Annotated in this window: 17 protein-coding genes, 1 pseudogene and 1 riboswitch; of the genes and pseudogenes, 8 read left to right on the top strand and 10 right to left on the bottom strand. The window is 56.5% G+C overall.

Going from position 1 to position 19,053, the window contains the following annotated elements; all coding sequences use genetic code 11:
* The first annotated feature begins 34 nt into the window (after window positions 1-34).
* Complete coding sequence (locus R6V78_RS12300) at window positions 35-541, top strand: hypothetical protein (RefSeq protein ID WP_410289654.1); 507 nt, start codon at window positions 35-37, stop codon at window positions 539-541.
* Between the two features lie 39 nt (window positions 542-580).
* On the opposite strand, the gene R6V78_RS12295 is transcribed toward R6V78_RS12300, so the two are convergent.
* The gene (locus tag R6V78_RS12295; protein WP_410289653.1) at window positions 581-763 is read right to left on the bottom strand and encodes a hypothetical protein; all 183 of its coding nucleotides are present in this window, start codon (window positions 761-763) and stop codon (window positions 581-583) included.
* A 186-nt stretch (window positions 764-949) separates the two neighbouring features.
* On the opposite strand from R6V78_RS12295, the gene R6V78_RS12290 reads away from it, so the two are divergent.
* The 5 genes from R6V78_RS12290 to R6V78_RS12270 all read left to right on the top strand — a co-directional run bounded on the left by R6V78_RS12290 (window position 950) and on the right by R6V78_RS12270 (window position 6,898).
* Window positions 950-1,513, top strand: coding sequence for a DUF2179 domain-containing protein (locus tag R6V78_RS12290; protein WP_410289652.1), 564 nt, complete (start codon window positions 950-952; stop codon window positions 1,511-1,513).
* A gap of 60 nt (window positions 1,514-1,573) precedes the next feature.
* Window positions 1,574-2,569, top strand: a complete 996-nt coding sequence (locus tag R6V78_RS12285; RefSeq protein ID WP_410289651.1) for a calcium/sodium antiporter — start codon at window positions 1,574-1,576, stop codon at window positions 2,567-2,569.
* A 177-nt stretch (window positions 2,570-2,746) separates the two neighbouring features.
* On the top strand, window positions 2,747-4,405 hold the full coding sequence (locus tag R6V78_RS12280) for an adenosylcobalamin-dependent ribonucleoside-diphosphate reductase (protein ID WP_410289650.1): 1,659 nt from the start codon (window positions 2,747-2,749) through the stop codon (window positions 4,403-4,405).
* 121 nt (window positions 4,406-4,526) lie between these two features.
* A complete protein-coding gene (locus R6V78_RS12275; RefSeq protein ID WP_410289649.1) occupies window positions 4,527-6,086 on the top strand; it encodes an FAD-dependent oxidoreductase in 1,560 nt (519 codons plus the stop codon).
* A gap of 74 nt (window positions 6,087-6,160) precedes the next feature.
* Window positions 6,161-6,898: a dienelactone hydrolase family protein gene (locus R6V78_RS12270; RefSeq protein ID WP_410289648.1), complete on the top strand. Its 738-nt coding sequence runs from the start codon at window positions 6,161-6,163 to the stop codon at window positions 6,896-6,898.
* Between the two features lie 181 nt (window positions 6,899-7,079).
* Here R6V78_RS12270 and R6V78_RS12265 read toward each other — a convergent pair whose 3' ends face one another.
* The 9 genes from R6V78_RS12265 to R6V78_RS12225 all read right to left on the bottom strand — a co-directional run bounded on the left by R6V78_RS12265 (window position 7,080) and on the right by R6V78_RS12225 (window position 18,035).
* Complete coding sequence (locus R6V78_RS12265) at window positions 7,080-7,496, bottom strand: hypothetical protein (RefSeq protein ID WP_410289647.1); 417 nt, start codon at window positions 7,494-7,496, stop codon at window positions 7,080-7,082.
* 314 nt (window positions 7,497-7,810) lie between these two features.
* A complete protein-coding gene (locus R6V78_RS12260; RefSeq protein ID WP_410289646.1) occupies window positions 7,811-8,065 on the bottom strand; it encodes a GlsB/YeaQ/YmgE family stress response membrane protein in 255 nt (84 codons plus the stop codon).
* A 43-nt stretch (window positions 8,066-8,108) separates the two neighbouring features.
* On the bottom strand, window positions 8,109-9,503 hold the full coding sequence (locus R6V78_RS12255; RefSeq protein WP_410289645.1) for a hypothetical protein: 1,395 nt from the start codon (window positions 9,501-9,503) through the stop codon (window positions 8,109-8,111).
* Between the two features lie 32 nt (window positions 9,504-9,535).
* A complete protein-coding gene (locus R6V78_RS12250; protein WP_410289644.1) occupies window positions 9,536-10,810 on the bottom strand; it encodes an FAD-dependent oxidoreductase in 1,275 nt (424 codons plus the stop codon).
* Window positions 10,811-10,857: 47 nt separating this feature from the next.
* A complete protein-coding gene (locus R6V78_RS12245) occupies window positions 10,858-12,585 on the bottom strand; it encodes a thiamine pyrophosphate-binding protein (RefSeq protein WP_410289643.1) in 1,728 nt (575 codons plus the stop codon).
* A 17-nt stretch (window positions 12,586-12,602) separates the two neighbouring features.
* A complete protein-coding gene (locus R6V78_RS12240) occupies window positions 12,603-12,941 on the bottom strand; it encodes a tRNA-binding protein (RefSeq protein WP_410289642.1) in 339 nt (112 codons plus the stop codon).
* 120 nt (window positions 12,942-13,061) lie between these two features.
* Window positions 13,062-14,438: a DUF2254 domain-containing protein gene (locus tag R6V78_RS12235; RefSeq protein WP_410289641.1), complete on the bottom strand. Its 1,377-nt coding sequence runs from the start codon at window positions 14,436-14,438 to the stop codon at window positions 13,062-13,064.
* 138 nt (window positions 14,439-14,576) lie between these two features.
* On the bottom strand, window positions 14,577-16,190 hold the full coding sequence (locus R6V78_RS12230) for a glutamate synthase-related protein (protein WP_410289640.1): 1,614 nt from the start codon (window positions 16,188-16,190) through the stop codon (window positions 14,577-14,579).
* A gap of 141 nt (window positions 16,191-16,331) precedes the next feature.
* Complete coding sequence (locus R6V78_RS12225; RefSeq protein ID WP_410289639.1) at window positions 16,332-18,035, bottom strand: cation:proton antiporter; 1,704 nt, start codon at window positions 18,033-18,035, stop codon at window positions 16,332-16,334.
* 211 nt (window positions 18,036-18,246) lie between these two features.
* Window positions 18,247-18,345: riboswitch (TPP riboswitch) on the top strand.
* A gap of 84 nt (window positions 18,346-18,429) precedes the next feature.
* Here R6V78_RS12225 and thiS point away from each other — a divergent pair.
* Both thiS and R6V78_RS12215 read left to right on the top strand, forming a co-directional pair.
* Complete coding sequence (gene thiS / locus R6V78_RS12220; protein ID WP_410289638.1) at window positions 18,430-18,633, top strand: sulfur carrier protein ThiS; 204 nt, start codon at window positions 18,430-18,432, stop codon at window positions 18,631-18,633.
* 4 nt (window positions 18,634-18,637) lie between these two features.
* A pseudogene (locus tag R6V78_RS12215) lies at window positions 18,638-19,053 on the top strand (hypothetical protein); the annotation flags it as partial.

The following is a 19,053-nucleotide window of genomic DNA, read 5'->3' as shown; positions in this document are numbered from 1 at the left end:
GCCGATTTACGTTCTCTACTTTGCGGAGAAAAAAATGAATCTTGGGTTGGCTGCCGCCGGAGCGCTGCTGCTGGTTCTGGGCTGGAAACTGTTCTGGCTTTTTGTGGGTGTGGTGGGCTTTGCCGCAGGCCTTCAGGCGGCGAAACTGGTTTTCGACCCCCAGCCCTTCTGGATGCTTTGGGCGGCGGGTCTGATCTGCGGGGGAATCGGCGCCATAATGGCACTGTTTTTCCAGCGGCTGGCCATCGGTATCGGTGGATTTATTGCCGGCAGCACGATTGCCTTTCACCTGATGCTGGTGGCGGGGTACGACGCCGGTGTGCTGGTGGTCCTGATCGGGGGTGTCGCCGGAGCGGTGGCCCTTTATCTTCTGTTTGACTGGGCCCTGATCCTTCTCTCATCCGTGGTCGGCACCACCTTGATCATCGAAGCAGCAGGCAGGCAGGCCCCTTATGCACCGGTGCTGTATGCGCTGCTTATCGCCGCCGGCGTCATCTTCCAGGCAAGCCTTTTGATCAAGTCCCGCAAGGGAGGTCGTTGATGCGCCATTCCCTCTTCAACCGGTAGCCTTGAATCGGCGCTAGCGCCGAATGAGTGCGTTGGTGGAGCTGTCATGGCTGAGCCGCGGCTCGTCCGTCCCTTCAAGTTCGAAAATGGTCCGCTGGGCCAGTGCCTTTCCCAGTTCGGCGCCCCACTGATCGAAGGAATCGATATCCCAGACCCTCCCTTGGGTGAAAATGCTGTGATCGTAAAATGTGTCCATCGGACTGGTTGTGCTTGCCATCATCCCGATTGCATGGTTAATGAAATAGTCGTAATATATGCGTTTCAGTTGACCCAGGCACACGCGGGGGCTGTCGTCTCCAGGTCAGCCAGCCCAATTTTAGGCATGTCTTCAAATTTACCTGCCCACAGGTAAATTGAGGGGTGAGGGAAGATAAAATAAACCATGGTTGATCCGCACATTCTCCTGACGGGCGTTATAGTCTTTCTGGCCAGAATCTGTGACGTGTCCATCGGCACGGTTCGGACCATCGTCACGGTTCAGGGACGAACCGCCATCGCGTTCGGCCTGGCGATTTTTGAGATCTCCATCTGGTTGACCGTTGTCAGCACGGTGATCAACCAGATCAAGGACCAGCCGCTGCTGGTGGTCTTTTATGCATTCGGTTACGCCACCGGCAACGTGGTGGGAATCATGGTGGAGCGCAGGCTGGCTTTCGGAACGATGATCCTTCGAATCATCACTCGCAACGCGGGGCAGGAGATCGCCGCGCACCTGAGGCAAAAGGGCCAGCCGGTGACCATTTTTCAGGGCGAAGGCATGCGCGGGCCGGTCAACGAGCTTTACATTGCCTGCCGGCGCCGGGACCTTAAATGGATATTATCTGATGTGCAGCGTCTGGATCCGCGATTGTTTTACGTCGTCGAGCAGGCCCGGGACATGAGCAAGGTGCTCAAGCCGTTATCCACACCGCTGGGCGGGTGGCGGGCTACCGACAAGCGCAAGTAGTCCGGTGGCTGTTCTTCCGACTGTCAGGCGGAACGTTCCTTAAATTGGCGGTTGCTTGCCATGCTGGTTCCTTCATTGTTGATGCTGGCCGGATTTGTCGTTCTGATCAAGGGCGCTGATCTTTTCGTGGACGGCGCGGCGCGCCTGGCGCAAGGTATGAATGTCTCTCCGATGGCCATCGGCCTGACCGTGGTGGCGTTCGGCACCTCGGCCCCTGAACTGTTCGTCAATATTTCAGCCGCAACAAGCGGCAGTACCGATATCTCGCTGGGCAACGTGTTGGGCAGCAACATCGCCAATGTGCTGTTGATTCTGGGAATATCGGCGCTGATCCGGCCGCTTACGGTCTCCAGGGGGACCGTGTGGAAGGCGATCCCCTTCAGCCTGCTTGCTGCGGTGATGCTGTGGGTTCTGGCCAGTGATGTCTATATTGACGGTGCGGTCGCTGCAGCGATCAGCCGATCCGACGGTCTGGTCCTGCTGGGATATTTCGTAATTTTTGTGGCCTATTCGGCCGCCATCGCCGCACCGGTTGCCGGCCTGCCGGAAGTCATTCCGGTGCCGCCTGACGAGGCCGTGCGGGTTGCCCTGAAGATGACCATTGGTTTCTGCGGACTGCTTTTCGGGGGGCGCTGGATTGTGGACAGCGCCGTCGAGCTGGGAGAATTCCTGGATGTTGCTCAGTCCGTGCTGGGGCTGACGGTTGTCGCGCTGGGCACCTCGCTGCCCGAACTGGCCACCTCCGTCATGGCCGCCAGGCGGGGAGATGTGGAGATCGCAGTGGGCAATGTGGTCGGTTCGAACATTTTCAATGTGTTTTTTATCCTGGGTGTCAGTGCGATCCTCCGGCCCCTGCCTTTCAACCCGGCCGCCAATGTGGATATGGGTGTGATGATGGCGGCCAGTGTTACCCTGTTCATTTTCATGTTCACCGGACGGGTGCGCATCATGGACCGCTGGGAAGGGACATGGGTGCTGCTGATCTATCTTCTCTATATCGCCTACCTGCTTTACCCCCTGTTTTCAAATGGTTTTCCGATGGGTTCGGCAGGCTGATGCTGCCGGTGGTGCAACCGCTTCGAATCGTGATTATTGTTTCTGCATGATATTTTCATTACCTGCGGAAAATCGGGTCGTTCTGGTCAGGTTCATTCGTATTGTCGGCCGCAATGCTGCGGAAGTCACCAGACCCATGGCCGCTGAACGCAGCGACCCTCTTTGAAAGGTGGCCCCATGCACGTTCCTGAGTTCACCCCGCTGGCCGGGGAAGTATTGAAAAAACGTTATCTTGCGCGCAACTACCGGGGAGAGATCATCGAGCGGCCGGAAGATTTGTTTTCACGGGTGGCCCGGGTGGTAGCCGATGCGGATCGTCTGTTCGACGCCGGCGCTTCGGTGCGGGACACCGCGGACCGCTTCGAGTCGGCCATGACCTCGCTCTCCTTTCTGCCCAATTCGCCCTGCCTGATGAATGCCGGCCGGCCGTTGGGCCAGCTGGCCGCCTGCTTTGTTCTTCCGGTGGAGGATAACCTGGAGTCGATTTTCCAGAGCCTCAAGGATGCCGCCCTGATTCACCATACCGGCGGTGGCACCGGATTCTCCTTCAGCCGGCTGCGTCCGGCCGGGGACACCATCTTCCCCGCATCCGGCGATACCGGTGGACCGGTCGGCTTTATCCGGCTGTTCGATGCGGCGACGCAGCTCATCGATCGCAACCAGGTCCGGCCCGGCGCCAATATGGGTGTGCTGCACGTGAACCATCCGGATATTGAGGCCTTTGTAACGGCCAAGCGTGCCCGCGGCCAGCTGTCCAATTTCAACTTGTCGGTGGCTGTGGACGACGACTTCATCGCCTGTGTTAAGGCTGATCGTGACTACCCGCTGATTCATCCGCGTACCGGTGTCGAGGTGGGCCGGAAACCGGCGGTGCAGCTGCTGCGCCTGATGGCCGAGTGTGCCTGGGAGACCGGGGATCCCGGCATGCTGTTCATTGACCGCATCAACCGGGGCAATCCGACACCTTCAATGGGGGCGCTGGAAGCGACCAATCCCTGCGGCGAGCAGCCGCTGCTGCCCTACGAATCGTGCACACTGGGTTCGATCAACCTGAGCCGAATCGTTGATGGCCATGCCATTGACTTTGCGAAGCTGGAATCGCTGGTACATCTGGCCGTTCATTTCCTGGACAATGTGGTCGAGGTCAATCGCCATCCCATTCCACGGACCGAAGAGTGGAGCCGGATGAACCGCAAAATCGGCTTGGGGGTAATGGGGTTTGCCGATATGCTCATCTTGATGGGTATCCCCTATCAAAGCGATCGGGCATTGGCGCTGGCCGACCGGCTGATGTTTTGCATTCAGCAGGCCGCCGAGTCGGCTTCCGCCCAGCTGGCCGATCAACGCGGGAATTTTCCGGCTTTTCATCAAAGCGTATTTGCGGCCCGGGGGGTGAAGCGACGCCGAAATGCCACCCTGACCACCGTGGCGCCCACCGGCACCATCAGCATTCTGGCCGGTGTGAGCAGCAGCGTCGAGCCCGTATTCGCCTTTGAGGTCCAGCGCCGGATTGTGGACCAGGTTTTTACGGATGTGCACCCTATTTATGACCGCTACCGGCGCGAAGGTCGGCGCATCGATCCCGAGATCTTTCAAACTGCCTGGGATGTTTCCCCCCGGTGGCACCTGAAAGTCCAGGCGGCCTTCCAGAAATATACGGACAACGCCGTTTCAAAGACGATAAACCTGCCCCAATCGATTTCCGTGGAGGCGATTCAGGAACTGTTCTTGGAAGCGGCGGCTATGCATCTGAAGGGTGTCACCGTTTACCGGGACAAGTCCCACCCAAACCAGATCCTGTCCGCCTGTTCCATGAAAAATGAAGCCTGTCTGTGACGCGCCCATCACTTCAGGCAGAAGTTCTCAGGCAGCGCACTTAGGGTTGAGGACCAATTGCCCTGTTCATGAACAGGGGCACGATGGGCAATGGCTATCGGACTGACAGGAGCGAGACAGCATGAATCGAAAAAATTCCATCGATACCATCGACATCTACAACGGCTACTGGGATATTGTGGTGATCGGCGGCGGGGCGACCGGTCTGGGATGCGCTTTGGACGCGGCCTCACGGGGATACAAGACCCTGCTGGTCGAGCAGCATGATTTTGCCAAAGGGACCTCCAGCCGCAGCACCAAGCTGGTTCACGGCGGCGTGCGCTACCTGCAGCAGGGCAACATCTCCCTGGTCCTCGAAGCCCTTCACGAACGTGGGCTGCTTATGCGGAACGCACCGCATCTTGTCCGCAATCAGGCCTTCATCGTTCCCAACTACGAGTGGTGGGACGGCCCCTTTTACGGGGCGGGACTGAAAGTTTACGACCTGCTGGCCGGCCGTCTGGGCCTGGGCGCGTCCAAATGGCTGTCCAAGGAGGAGACCCTTGAACGCATCCCGACCCTGGAACCGGACCGGCTGCGCGGCGGCGTGATCTACTACGACGGCCAGTTCGATGACGCCCGTCTGGCCGTGAACCTGGCCCAGTCGATCGATGACGCCGGCGGTGTGCCCGTCAATTACATGCAGGTGACCGGTCTGACCTATTCAGGGCAGATGATCGACGGCGTAAAGCTGACCGACACCCTGAGCGGTGCCCAATACAACGTTCGTGCCCGGGTGGTGGTCAATGCCACGGGAATCTTCACCGATGACATCCTGCGCATGGATCAGCCTGCGGCGGCACCCCTTATCACTTACAGCCAGGGCGTGCATCTCGTACTGGACAAACGTTTCCTGAAGGGCAATACCGCCATCATGGTTCCCCAGACCGAAGATGGCCGGGTGTTGTTTGCCGTTCCCTGGCATGACCGGGTGCTGGTCGGAACCACCGATACGCCGGTGGATCGGGCCAGTCTCGAGCCCGCGCCCCTGGAAGAAGAGATTGCATTCATCCTCAAGCATGCCGCCCAGTACATGGTCGAGGACCCCACCCGGGCGGACATCCTGTGTATGTTCGCCGGGCTCCGGCCACTGGTGGGGGCAGGGGAGGGCAAGAAGACCGCCGCCATTTCCAGGGACCACCATCTGCAAGTGTCTCAATCGGGCCTGGTGACCATCACCGGCGGCAAATGGACCACCTACCGCAAAATGGCCGAGGACGCCGTTGACCAGGCGGCACTGATCGCCGGGCTGCCTGAAAACCAGTGCCCGACGCGCAAGCTGCGCATCCATGGGTGGTTGAAAAATATGGATCCGCAGGACCCGCTGTGCGCATATGGTTCCGACGCGGTCTCTATCCGGCGGATCATCGACAAGGATCCCGGGATGGGGGCAAAACTGCACGATAAGCTTCCCTATATCAAGGCCGAGATAATCTGGGCTGTACGCAACGAAATGGCCTTGACGTTAGAGGATGTCCTGGCCCGCCGCACCCGCTCCCTGATCCTGGATGCTGCGGCCGGCATGGCGGTTGCCGCGGACACGGCGCGCCTCATGGCCCGGGAACTGGGCCGGGATTCGAAATGGTTGCAGATGCAGGTGGAGGAGTTTAAGCAGGTGGCCCGGGGTTATCTTCCACATTGATGTTTAACTTTTTAAAATTGCCGATACCGATTTTCACCCGACCAACCAATCGCATTCACTGACAGGAGGTAACGATGAGAATACCATATGCAATACTGTTTCTGGCGATGTTCACAACCACTGCCTTTGCGGGCGGCCAGGTTGTACCTTATGACGTGAAGGGGGAGGCCTTCGAAGGCTATTTTATCTCTCCGGCGGACAATGCCCCATTCGTGCTGCTGATCCATGACTGGGATGGCCTTACCGATTATGAAATCAAACGGGCGGATATGCTGGCTGAAAAAGGGTACGCGGTCTTCGCTGCCGACCTGTTCGGTGCCGGAATCAGGCCCACTGAAGTTAAAGACAGGCGCGAGCATACCGGGGAGTTATACAAGAACCGTGAACGCATGCGCAGCCTGCTTTACGGCGCACTGGATGCTGCCAGGGCCAGGGGCGCAAACGTGAGCAACGCCGTTACGATGGGCTACTGCTTCGGTGGTGCCGCTGTGCTCGAGTTTGCCCGGGCAGGGGCTGACATGAAAGGATTTGTCACCTTCCACGGCGGATTGAGCACGCCCGAAGGCCAGGATTACGGCAACACCAAAGGCCGGCTGTTGATTCTCCATGGCACCGCGGATTCGAGCATCACCATGGATCATTTTGCCATGCTGGCCAAGGAGCTGGAGGAGAAGGGCGTGCCGCACGAAATGATCGCCTACGGCGGAGCGCCCCATGCGTTTACCGTATTCGGTTCCGAGCGCTACAGAAAGGATGCGGATGAGAAGTCCTGGAAGCGTTTTGCTGAATTTCTGGAAGAGACGTTGAAATAAATCCGAACGCTGCAAAAGCGGGCGCAGTTCAGCGCGGCAGCGGAACGGTGGAGGCAGCCGTACGATTCTCTGAATCGTTGACGGCCAACGGTCAGAATTACTCCGGCTTTCCCCATGGACAAAAAAAGACCGCAGTGAGGTCTACTCCCTGTGGTCTCATCCATTAACCGTGTGGGTTGTATCAGGCTACTTTGAGGAATTCGACCTTTTTTACCCCGCTCGAGAAGCCCAGGGTGCCGCAGATTATATCGAGGTTGTCTGCTAAGGCCATTTTGCGGTGCTCACCCATGGGATAACGCTTGCCGATTGTTTTGGCCATGGAGGCCATCAGTTTAACCCGCTGGTAGAATATATGGTCAAAGTTCATTCCGTCTTTAAGCGGCGGTTTGTCGCCAAGGGGAATCAACTCCTCCAGATCGATGCTTTCGGCGGCGATGTAGCCTGCGTTACTGACGACAGCCATCCTGCGCACCACCCCCATGGGATAACCTTCCAAACAGGACCGTATCATAATGATCAGCAGCTTGAGTCTGGAGATGAAAATATCGTCGAGGTCCATTTCACAGGCTTTTTCGGGCGCAGCGCCGAACCGGAGCATGGAATTCCTTTCCAGATTGTTGGCTGGGGATTTGATCGACTGGCCGAGAGAAAAGCAAAAAATGAACCAAGTGCATCTTTTTTTAAAATGGGTTGATTTTTTACTTAACTGATTTCAATCAATGGGGAAATTAGCATCGGCAGCATGGCATTCATCGGTTTGCGTGTGTGACAATGAATACCTATTGTTTCTTTTATGTTATATGATTTGGGAAAAATTTTACATGATCTGGTCGTAAGCATAGCGAAATATGCACACGGTTCGTAAATACCGCATTGACCTGTTCGGTGGGAGAGCCCGTGGGGCTGACAGGGTCACCGCTTCCGGAAGAAGCCGAGTTTGCCCAGGATGAAGATCAGCAGCACCGCGCCTGCGACCGCGACCACGAAACGCAGGATGCCGCCGGTGGGCACGATGCCCAGCAATCCAGCGAACCAGAAACCCAGCAGTGAGCCCACCACGCCCACCAGCACGTTGGCGATCAAGCCCATCTGGGCGTTGGTCTTCATGATTATGCTCGCCAGCCAGCCGACGAGCCCGCCAATGATTAACGAGATAATAAAACTCATATCCGTCCTCCTCGAAAATTAGGCCTCTTCGATGGATTCCAGTCTACAGCATGATCACGGCGACGACGATCACACCAACCAGCCCTGCCAGGGTGGGGATGAGGTTGCGTCGGGCCACTTCAACCGGATCGGTGCCGGTGATGCCAGCGGCCGGGATGAGCGCCCAGGGGACGATGCAGCCGCCGCCCACGGCGATACAGAAAAACTGCCCGAGCGCCGTCAATGTGGGCGTGTCCAGGGCAGCGGGCGCCCCAAGCACCTGGGCCAGTGAGCCGATGAGGGGCAGCCCGGAAAAACCTGAGCCGTCGAGGCCGGTGATGCCCCCGACGATGGATTGGGTTATGACTGCGGTGACTTTACCGATGGGAATGATGCCGGCGAAGGCCTGACCCAGATCGAACAGCAGCCCGCGGGCCCCTTCACCGAATATGGCCTTGGCCGAACCCGGTGCACCCATGAAGAAGAATGCGGCAATAAAGAAGACGGGGGTAAAAATTTTAATGCCGAACCTGAATCCGTTCCGCCCGTGTTCGGTTAATTTTTCAAGCCCTTCCTTCCCATAAACGCCGATGGCCACGATGACCATGATCAGGGCGATGGTGCCGCCCAACAGAGAGGTGGCATCGCCGCCCCTGAGTTTCAATGCCAGCATGGCCACGATGTTCAACAGAAAGAACATGCCGATCACCCACGGCGCCACTCTTTTGAAGCCCGGTGCGGCGGCCGTCCATTTGTCGATTTCACATTGCTCTTCGGGCGTGCAGGCGAAGAGATCCGATTCGATCGGTCTTCCTCCGTTTTTCAGGATTTCTTTGCGCACGGAGAGAAAAGACAACGGCAGCGCAATCGCGGCCCAAACAATCACCAGGGGGATGCTCTTCACCATGACATCCGTGACCGCAACGCCTGCGGCCTTGGCCGCAATGCTGGGCGCACCCTGGATAACGAAATCGGTGGTCAGGGCAACCCCGTAACCGAACATGCTGATCGCCATGGCTGCACCAATCGGCGGGAGTCCCACTTTGAGGGCCGCCGGCAGGAGCAGGGCGCCCACCAGAGCGATGGCCGGCGACGGCCAGAGCAGCCAGGCGCTGACCATGATGACAACCCCCATCACCCAGAAGGCAATGAACGGCCCCTTGAGCATGGCCCTGAACGGCGTGAATATCTGATTGGCAATCCCCGTCTCTTCGAGCATCTTTGCCATGGCGACAATGATTGAAATGATCAGTACGACGCCCAGCAGTTCGGCAAAGGCGACCTGCACCGCATTGAATACCGCCTGCACAGCCCCGATGAGACTTCCCGTGGTGACGAGGGCCAGGATGAACGCGCTGACGATGCAGATCAGCGGCGTCTCCTTCCTCAGCGTCATGGTTACCAGCACCGCTATAACCCCCAGCAGATAAATCCAATGCGCGGCAGTCAACTCGACCATATCTCCCCCTTTTCGGTGTTCCTCGATGCTGTCTATGATTGAAAAATGCCGCCCACGCCGGCCGCTTTCACTCTTTTGGCGATAGCCAGCTTATCTGTCGAATAGAGCCCGAGTGCGGTCATCCTATCGAAATAGACCGAGCCGGAGAAGGTGTATTTCAGGCCGCGTTCGCGTTTTTCGACCATTTGTTCCCGAACATGCCGGATGGCGTCGCCAATGGCCAGCGAATCAGGCAGTGTCGTCAAGGCACGACCTTTTGCGTATTGTGCGGCATTGTACCCGGCCAGGGTGCCGGTGCATATCGCTTCGGTGTGTCCCACCAGGAGCCCGGCCTTTTCCCCGGCACAGAACAGATTCTCCACACCGGCAACCTTGAGGGTATCGTCACGGGGCGACATGTCGAAATACCTGACCGAATTACCGATACCGCCCGCATAGGGATCTTCGTAGCGGGCATGTTCGAAGCCGGGAATGGTTCGCAAAAGGTCCAGAGGGAAGAAAGGACTCATCAGCTTGGCATGCCCGGTGTCGAGCAACACGACATTTTCCTCGAACGCGGCGATGGCGTATTGCTGGCAGGCCTTTAAGGCCAGTTTGCCCTTGACCTTCTGCGCCTCACCCAGGGGAACGACCGCCACGCCATGCCCATTGAGCCGGTCGCGAATCGCCTTTGAGAGGGACTCTTTATGAAGTTTGCACGAACCGCTGAATGCACCGATCTGACCGTTCTTCTCCCCGTTCATCTCCTTGCAGCCGGCTTTGCCGGCCAGGCTGACGCGGCCCCCGAAACTGTGGCAGCGCAGCACGCACATGGCGCACCCATTCCCGTATTTCGTACAGTTGGCCGGCGGTCCGGCGGTACCGGTGGTGTCGATGAAGGCATCGCCCTCGAATCGGATCGCCTTTTTGAGTTGCTTAGCCGAGACGGCCAGAATGCGATCCGCCTTCATCTCCACATCGGTGACCCGGGTTGCCGTGTGGATCTTCAGACCACTTTCCGCCAGGAACGTTTTGATCAACGGCTCCATGGTGGCGACGTTGTAAAGCGAAGCGTGGTGGTGACCGGGAAACTCGATATTTTTGTGCAGCAGGTTGTTGTCGATCACCTGGAATATCTCGCCGCCGGCCATGGCGATCAGCTCCTCCGTGGCCGTGAAGCGGCCGTTGTTCCTCATGATGCCACCGACAAGGCCGGTTCCCAGAAGCATGTCGGTTCGTTCCAGCAACACCACGTCGGCGCCTTGTTTCCTGGCTGAAAGCGCTGCGGCGCAACCCGCCCAGCCTCCTCCTGCGACCACGATTCTCATTTTTCAATTCCCCTTGTTGGGTTGATAAAAACGCGATCCAGCGGTCATCATGTGTGAACGATGGGCTTCTTGTTTTTTTCCGCTGCTTTCTGCCAAGTAAAGACAGGGGGCAGTTCCGACACTTCGCTTTCGCTGACAATGTCAAGAAATACCGGCGTTTCCATGGCAAAAGCCATGTCCAGCCCGGCCTCCAGTTCATCGGCGGTTTGAATCCGCAAGGCTTTGACGCCGAACCCTTCGGCCACCTTGGCCGGGTCGGTGGGGCAAAAATCCACCGAATAGAATTTCTCCTTGGCATGCAGTGCCTGGAGTGCTTTGATCCAGCCGAAGCACCCGTTGTTGAAATGCATCAATACTGCGGGAATCTTCAGCCGGGCCAACGTCTCAATTTCTCCTGCCGACATTCCCAGGCTGCCGTCGCCGAACAGACCGACCAACTGCGCATCGGGCCGGGCGAAGTGAGCGCCCACCAGGGCGGGCACGGCATATCCCAGGCCACCGTAGGCCCTGGGGATGATAAATGTGGCGTTGCGGCCCTGGAGTCTGAGGTATCGGGAGATGTGAGGCGTCGGTGTACCGGCGTCGGCAATGATGACGGCGTTTGCGGATATGCGTTGATTCAAGGCGTGCACGACCCGTTGCGGCTTGAGCGGAACCGTCGTTGAATGGAGTACCGCCTCGGACGCGCTCCAGAACTGCCTTCTTGAACGATTCAGCTCATCGATCCAAAAGGTTTGGTTGGCCTTAAAGTGATTGATTTTCAGCAGGGCGATCAAATCCTGCAGGACCAGCTTCGCATCACCGGCGACGCTGTGGGTGTTGCGATAGTTATTGGCCAGCAATTCCGGATCCAGATCGATCTGCAGGATGATCTGTTCCTGTTGCGGCGATGGCATCTGCCAGTTGATCGTGGATACCGATCCCATCTTGCAGCCGATGTAAAGCAGTACATCGCCCTGTTCGACGGCTTGATGGGCGTGGGGGTGGAAACCATTGTCGCCGATGACACCGAGCGCCATTTCATGGTGGTCGGCAAGGATGCCCTGGCCGGATATCGTCGTCACGACCGGTGCGTTGAGCATCTTGGCCAGTTGAAGGATTTCATCGCCGGCCTGGGAATGCTTGGTGCCGCCGCCGGCAATAATCACCGGTCTTTGCGCCTTTTCCAGGTGTCCGGTAAGCGTTTCAAGGGATTTACGGCTGCCACGGGTTCTATAGGCCGGATAGCTGCAGCAGTCTGCTTCGGCATAGAGATCTTTCGGGCTGCCCGTATAGACGCCGGTCAGTACTTCCTGGGGAATCGCCAGGTGAATGGCCCCTGGTCGTCCCGTGGTGGCGATCCGAAATACCCTGCGAATCGTCTCCGGCAGTTTGTCCACCTGTTTGATCTGGCTGGACCATTTGGTCACCGGAGCGAACAGCCTCTGGCAGTCGAGTTCGGTAATGGTTTTCTTTCCCTCGCCGGACAGCGGTATGTCCGATGTGATAAGGATGACCGGAATCGAAGAGGCATTCGCTTCGGCAATGCCCGGCAGCGCGTACAGGGGACCGGCGCCGCTGGGGCATTCGCAGACGCCGGGTTTATGCGACAGGCGCGCGTACGCATCGGCCATGAAGGAGGCGGATCGTTCATCCCTGGCCATGACATGCCTGATGGCGCCGCCCTTATCGTGAAGGGCTTCGTAAAGGGGGATGCTCGTGTCTCCGGGTACGCCGAAGATGACATTGACACCGTATTGCTGCAGCATCTCGACGATGATTTGTGAGCCGTTCACATCACTTCCTCCCTTTTTCATAGCAGTTTTGTACCGACAAGCACAGCCTTGTCAGGCACACAAAGCGCGACATAACCGGACGCGTTGTAAAACCCTGTAACCAGGCACTGTGATTTTATCGGCCCAATTTGTTTTGGGGGGAAATTCACTACAGCGACCACCAGTTTGCCAATGAGGTCATCGGGTTCATAGAGATCTGTAATTTGTGCACTGGACTTTCTGATCCCGAATTCAGCGCCGAAATCTATCTGAAGGATGTACGCGGGCTTCCGAGCCTCCGGGAACCCCTCGGCCGATATGATCCTGCCGACACGAAGCTCAACCTTCAGGAAATCCTCAAATGTAATTTCGTCCATAAACAAAACGTTTCCGGCAGTTGACCGTGCCAAATGGTCGTGCGGTATTTTGCGTCGGCTGAATCAGCCGGGTTATACGATCGGGTTGTGAAATAAACTTACTTCCTATCCCTCAGCAAATCAAGTGTTTCCATGTGTAGGAAATGGATGGGTTTTATCGGATAGTGCGTGTTGATTGAGTGCATCGATCAAGGCCTGGTAACGCTGCTGAACATCATGCTTATCATTTTTTTCCGGTAATGACGCCATGCTCCCACGTGCAATCATGTCAGCCTGCCGAAGCACGGCCTCTCTCTGCTCTGTATTGCGGGCATGCGCTGCGACGGTTTTTAATGTTTCCAATAGCCGAATGGTCACGGCAACACTCGTGCGGCCAAACTGGCGAATCTGGTCAAAAGCGGCGTTGGTGACCCCTTCAAAAGTCAGCGGGTTGGCAATGACCCGGAGTTTACCGTCGTCATCATATTGGTAGGCTAACGGGAATGCTCTGCCCGTCAAGCGGCATAGCGCCGAGCCAAGCTGATCAACGCATGTAATCGCTGTGAAGGGGTCATTTATGCCGGGTGAAAGGGCGCGTAAGGCGATTTCAACAAGTTGATGAATTGCAAATTCTGCGTCTTGCTCCGGGGTGCGCTGCTGACCGACAATAAAAGCGTTGACAATTTTTTCGGCAAGGTCGTCAGCGACCTGTTGGACGCTCTCCACCCTAGCCAGTGTGTCGCCCTCCACAATGAAATCTCCCGGTCGATACGGGAGGTGAATGATAAAGTCACTCTCTGTGGTGATTTTTATAAGCGTGTCCATGTCAATAGCTTGCAAATAACCGCTTTGGGAAGCGGCCATGTCATGGAATTGATGATGTCTGGCTGCTTTTGTTTGCGGCCTGCGCCTGTCATTTTCGATCTTCTCGATTTCATCTTTTAATTCATCGGGGAAAAGCTGCTGTATATGACCCGACAGTTCACCGTTCACTGCCGCAATCACCCGGTCCGCATGTATCGAAGTGGAAACATGATGAATGAAATAGATCAGCACGCCGGCGTTTACTAAAGCGAGGGCCATCGCAAAGGTAACTGCGATATCCGGCACAAAAACATCTTCCCCAGCGCTATGGACTGATCGAAGGACAATCAAGCAGTAAATATAGGTAGCGATGAAGGTACCGAGGACGATCTGATTGCCCGTGTCCCGCATAAAATTCCTTAACAAACGGGGCCCGAATTGTGAGGAAGCCAGGGTAAGGGCGACAATGGTAATTGAGAATGCGACTCCGGCAACGGTTATCATCGAACTGGAAATCGTAGACAAAACAACACGCGCCCCTTCCGCTCCTCCGTTATACAAGAGGCCAAAAAGACGATATTGATCCGGTTCAACCCTTCTATCCATGGCGATGATAAGAAACGATAATCCGATTGCCGAAAAAACCATCAGGCCGGGGATAAACCAGAAACTCGTCCTTAACCTTTCCCAAAAGTTGATTAGTCTTGTTTTCATGATTTGTTTTTATGGGAATGGACCGACCATCCCTTCGAAGTTCTGCCGATTACGCCTGATTCTGTCCAATATCCTCTTTTTTTCAAGGGTATCGGACAGCAGTGACAGCAATTATAAGAGATTGGTGCCAAGGTGGTTTCAATAAGAACCCTCGTTTGTGCCATCTTTGGGTGGTGTGTTTAAAAGTTCGTCATACGTAGCCAGGCCGGTTGCCCTCGCGGCAATTTCAGTAAGGGGCACAATATCCTCACGGTCGATATACCGAAGTGCGAATTTTCGATTCAGGGCCATGAACTGCTTGAGGCCGACCGATACGCGGTTCAGATAAGAATAAAGCCCTAAAGCCCCAGTCGGGATATGCATGGTCTCGTCGCCATATTCAGCCTTGAGAAGGCGGAAATCAGCGAATATTGCCTCGACGGTCGAGCCAAAGCGGGCATATTCTTTGGGTACGGAACCGTTCCGGAGGGCCTCTCCTACTTGCCGCCCTACGGTAGCCGCGGCCATGGCAGCGCGGCCAATGGCCACCATGCGGACGTATGGCGCTCCGAGGGCCAGACCTTTGTAAACCTGATCCTCGGTTGCAAAACCCCCAGCAATCGCGATCGGTGGCAGCGGCTTTCCGGCTTGTTCAAATCCGCGCAAGATACGGTAAATAATGGCCTCAAGCGTTACCGTCGGCATGCCCCATTCGTTCATCATCTTGGCTGGACTGTGGCCGGTTCCACCGCCTGCGCCGTCGAGTGTTACCAGATCGATGCCAGTTTCCGAAGCGATCCCGAGAATCGTGGCAATGTCCCGAGGGTCGAAAGGGCCTGTCTTGAAACAGATGCGCTCGGCGCCCAGCTTACGCAGTACTGCGACCCTCTGGATGAGATTTTCGGGGGTCCACATGGGAAGCTTGCCGATTTTTTCGAACACGGGGCCGACTCCCTTTGAATAGGCCTCGGCGACCGTGGGGTTTGTCGGATCCGGCAGGATGATGTAACCGAGCGCTTTGAATCGAAGTGCGTCCTCGATTTTCGGAACCCGACCCATGCCCTGGATCCCTTTGGCGGCTTGGCCGAATTTCAGTTCTACGGATTTGACGCCAAGCCGTTCAATGGCGTACTCGAGTACGCCGTGATATTCATCGTCAAAGTTGGCCTGAAGCATGATATCGCCGAAACCATTCTGGTAACGCCTGAATATGGAAACCATTTCGTCTATCAACGGCGCCTTGATAACCCTGTGACCGCTGACGACAAGTCCGTTGTCCTTGGCGATTACATCCTCGCCGATGACGACGGGCACCCCGGAAATTGCGGCTCCGGCGAAGTATTCCTTCCAGGCCAATTTGGCCATGGCTGGGAGGATAAAGGGAGCCTTGACCGGAACCGATTGAACAGCGCCGAAAGAGGAAGAGATATCGGCGTTCGGGTAACTTGCTTCGTACGGATCGGAGGGACGCCCGATCGCGCCGAATACCCTGCCGTTAATATTGAAGTGGGAAAAATCGAGGGGGTAGCGCTTCTCGGAAGCAAACTGGTTTGTGTCAGCCGAGAAGGGCAGGATCGCTTCCGAACCGCGTACCGCCGAGAGGCCTATCTCGCAGGGGCCGATGCAATCGGCGGTGCAGACGGCGCACATACCAGACACATCGGCAACATGGCCGGTATTGCGCAAACGGGTATTGGTTATCGGGCTACCGAGGTCGGGGCTAAAATTCATTTCGCGCACCTCCTTTGATAAAAACAGGGAAAATAGGGTCATCCATTGACGTGCTGGTCAAAATAGGGTCAAAAAATAGGATCGCGTCTGCCCTTGATTCATTACGGCCTGTCTAATCATTAAAGGAATTATTTAATCGCGTCAAGCGCAGACTTGGCCCCTTACTTATTGTAATTATTGTAATTATTGGGTACCGGCACGCAACAGCGCCAAAAAATCAGTGAAGTTCTTCGTGCGGACCACGTTGTCGGCCATGCGCTCATCGCGAAACAGGCGTGCTATTTCGGCAGCAAGTCCCAGTTGCGGGCTGGGATCGTTACCGGGCGTAAGAATCAGAAAGATCACCTTGGCCGGCTTGCCATCCGGCGCGTCGAAATCGATTCCTGTCGCGGAAATACCGACCACTACCAGTGATCGCTGCAACCCCTCGATACGGGCGTGGGGGATCGCCACGGCATTTCCAATGCCGGTGCTCAGCGCCTCCTCGCGCGACCAGACGGCTTTGGCCACGCCTTGTGCGTCCAAACCTTCCAAACCTTCCGCCTCGCATGCCGTCACCGTCATTTCGTGGATGACCTCGCGACGGGAGGTGGTTTTGAGTTCCCGCAGGAAGAGCTTCGACGATAATATATCCCGCAGCCGCCATTTTTTTTCGGCGCGGAGAAGCAGCCGCATGGACGGGCCACTGAGCATGGACGTGACAATGGCCATAACGATCAAGGCGACAAACAGTCGCGGACGGATGATCCCTGCTTCCAGGGCGATGATTCCCACAATGATCCCCATGGCGCCTACGGAAACCATCGCAAAACCGACAGCCCAAGCTTCCCGGGGCAACATTCCTCCCCACCGGGCGCCTATGGCGCCACCGGCGAGTTTGCATACGCAGGCGATCAAAAGGAGCGTCAAAACCAGGCGGAAGTCGAAATAAGTCAAGAAGTTCACCTTGAGGCCGATGCTCGCAAAAAAAACAGGGGCAAAAATGAACGAAACAAACTTATCGATGATCACCCGGCTGCGCTCGCGCAGGTGGGATGAGTCTCCAATAGCCACACCCGCGATGAATGCGCCGAAAATCGCATGAATTCCGATCCACTCGGTAAATGCAGCGCCGAGCAGCCCCAGGATCAACGCAAAACTCAGCTCGCCGCCAGGCCAGCGGGTGTAAGCTTGCACAAACGGCAACACCTTGTGAATCAGCCAGCGGCCGACCGTCAGCATTGCTCCGGCAAATGCCAGCGTCAGCACGATGGTCAGCATGATAGCGTTGCCTTTGCCGGCAGGGTCACCGATAAAACCTAAAACTACGGCGAAAATGATCCAGCCGACGAGATCGTTGAAGATCGCCGCGCTGACAACCACCATGCCCAGGTCGCTGCGATACAGGCCCATGTCCATAAGCGTTTTGGCAATAATGGGCAGGGCGGAAATCGACATGGCAATTGCCAGGAACAATGCGAATATCAACGGGTCGGCCTCCTCATGCCGACCAAGCACTTCGGGAATGACCAGCGCGGCAGCAAATGCGATAAAAAAAGGAACGATAATGCTGGCGATCCCGACTTTGCAGCCGATCTTGCCCTGCTTCCAAACCGTTGACAGATTGACTTCCATCCCCGCTACCAGCAAAAACAACACAATCGCCAGCGCCGCAAAGGCGTCCAGGGCAATGGCGTTAACGCCTTGCAAGGGGAAGAGGAACCCGCTCAGCCCAGGCGCCAGGCTGCCCAGGACCGTCGGGCCAAGCAGGACTCCCGCGAGCAGTTCGCCCAGCACAGCCGGCTGCTGCAGCCGCTGCGCGATCTCGCCAAGCAGGCGGGCCGCACAGAGCAGGACCCCCAAAGAGAGGAACATCACGGTGATGTTATGCGATGTCAACGTTTCCATATGGCCGTTTTTATATGGATGGACGCGCTTTACATGTCTATATTTTAGTTCCCCACAAACCATCATATATGTTCGTGATACTAAGAATTCGTACAAAATCTGAAAAATCAGGGTAACACTTTTCTCTCCCCCAACGGAAGAAGAAAGTGTTATGCATGCCAAACGACAAGAACTTGCGTTGACAAATCGGGCCGAGTCGAATAGGAAAGTTCTATATCGCTAGGGGTGCAGCGCATGCTGAGAGGATGATATCCAACCCTATGAACCTGATCCGGGCAATGCCGGCGAAGGGAAGCGGCCTGCTTGGAACCGAGGTTTTGAAGCACAAAGAATGGCCGGATGCCGCTTTCCTGTAGGATGGGGAGGCGGTTTTTTTTTGCCGAGAGGATGAGCTATGGAAATTGCGGTACGCATTAATGGAACCGTTGAACCGCTGAGCGCGTGCACCATTGAGGCCCTGGTGGTCAGCAAGGGCCTGGCTGCCGCTTCGTTGGTGGTTGAATATAACGGCCGGGTCGTCAAACAGGCCGACTGGAGCAACGTGGTGCTCAAGCAGGGAGATGTCCTTGAATTGTTAAATTTCGTCGGGGGAGGTTGAGTCCATGCAGGATGAAGAATTGATAATCGCTGGACACGGCTTTACCAGCCGTTTGTTTACCGGCACCGGAAAGTTTGCCGCCAAAAATTGGATTCCCAGGATGCTTGCGGCGAGCGGTTCCGGGATGATCACCGTGGCGTTGCGCCGCATTGACGGCGGAGGCACCAATGAAAACATCCTCGACTTCATCCCCAAAGACGTGGTCCTGCTGCCCAACACCTCCGGCGCCCGCACCGCCGAGGAGGCGGTGCGTATCGCCAGGATTGCAAGGGCGGCGGGCTGCGGCAACTTCATCAAGATCGAGGGCTGCAGGCGGCCGACCTCGATCTCGACACGACTCTCCTCAGTGATTGCCTGGCCTCCCGGCGACCGGAGGACGACGCCTTCGTCCTGCCCTCGCTCATCCGCAACGGGTGCCAC

Source organism: Desulfosarcina sp. (genome assembly GCF_046496365.1).
GTDB lineage: Bacteria > Desulfobacterota > Desulfobacteria > Desulfobacterales > Desulfosarcinaceae > Desulfosarcina.
The sequence above is the reverse complement of the archived record's forward strand: the minus strand, read 5'-3'. Positions and strand labels throughout refer to the sequence as shown.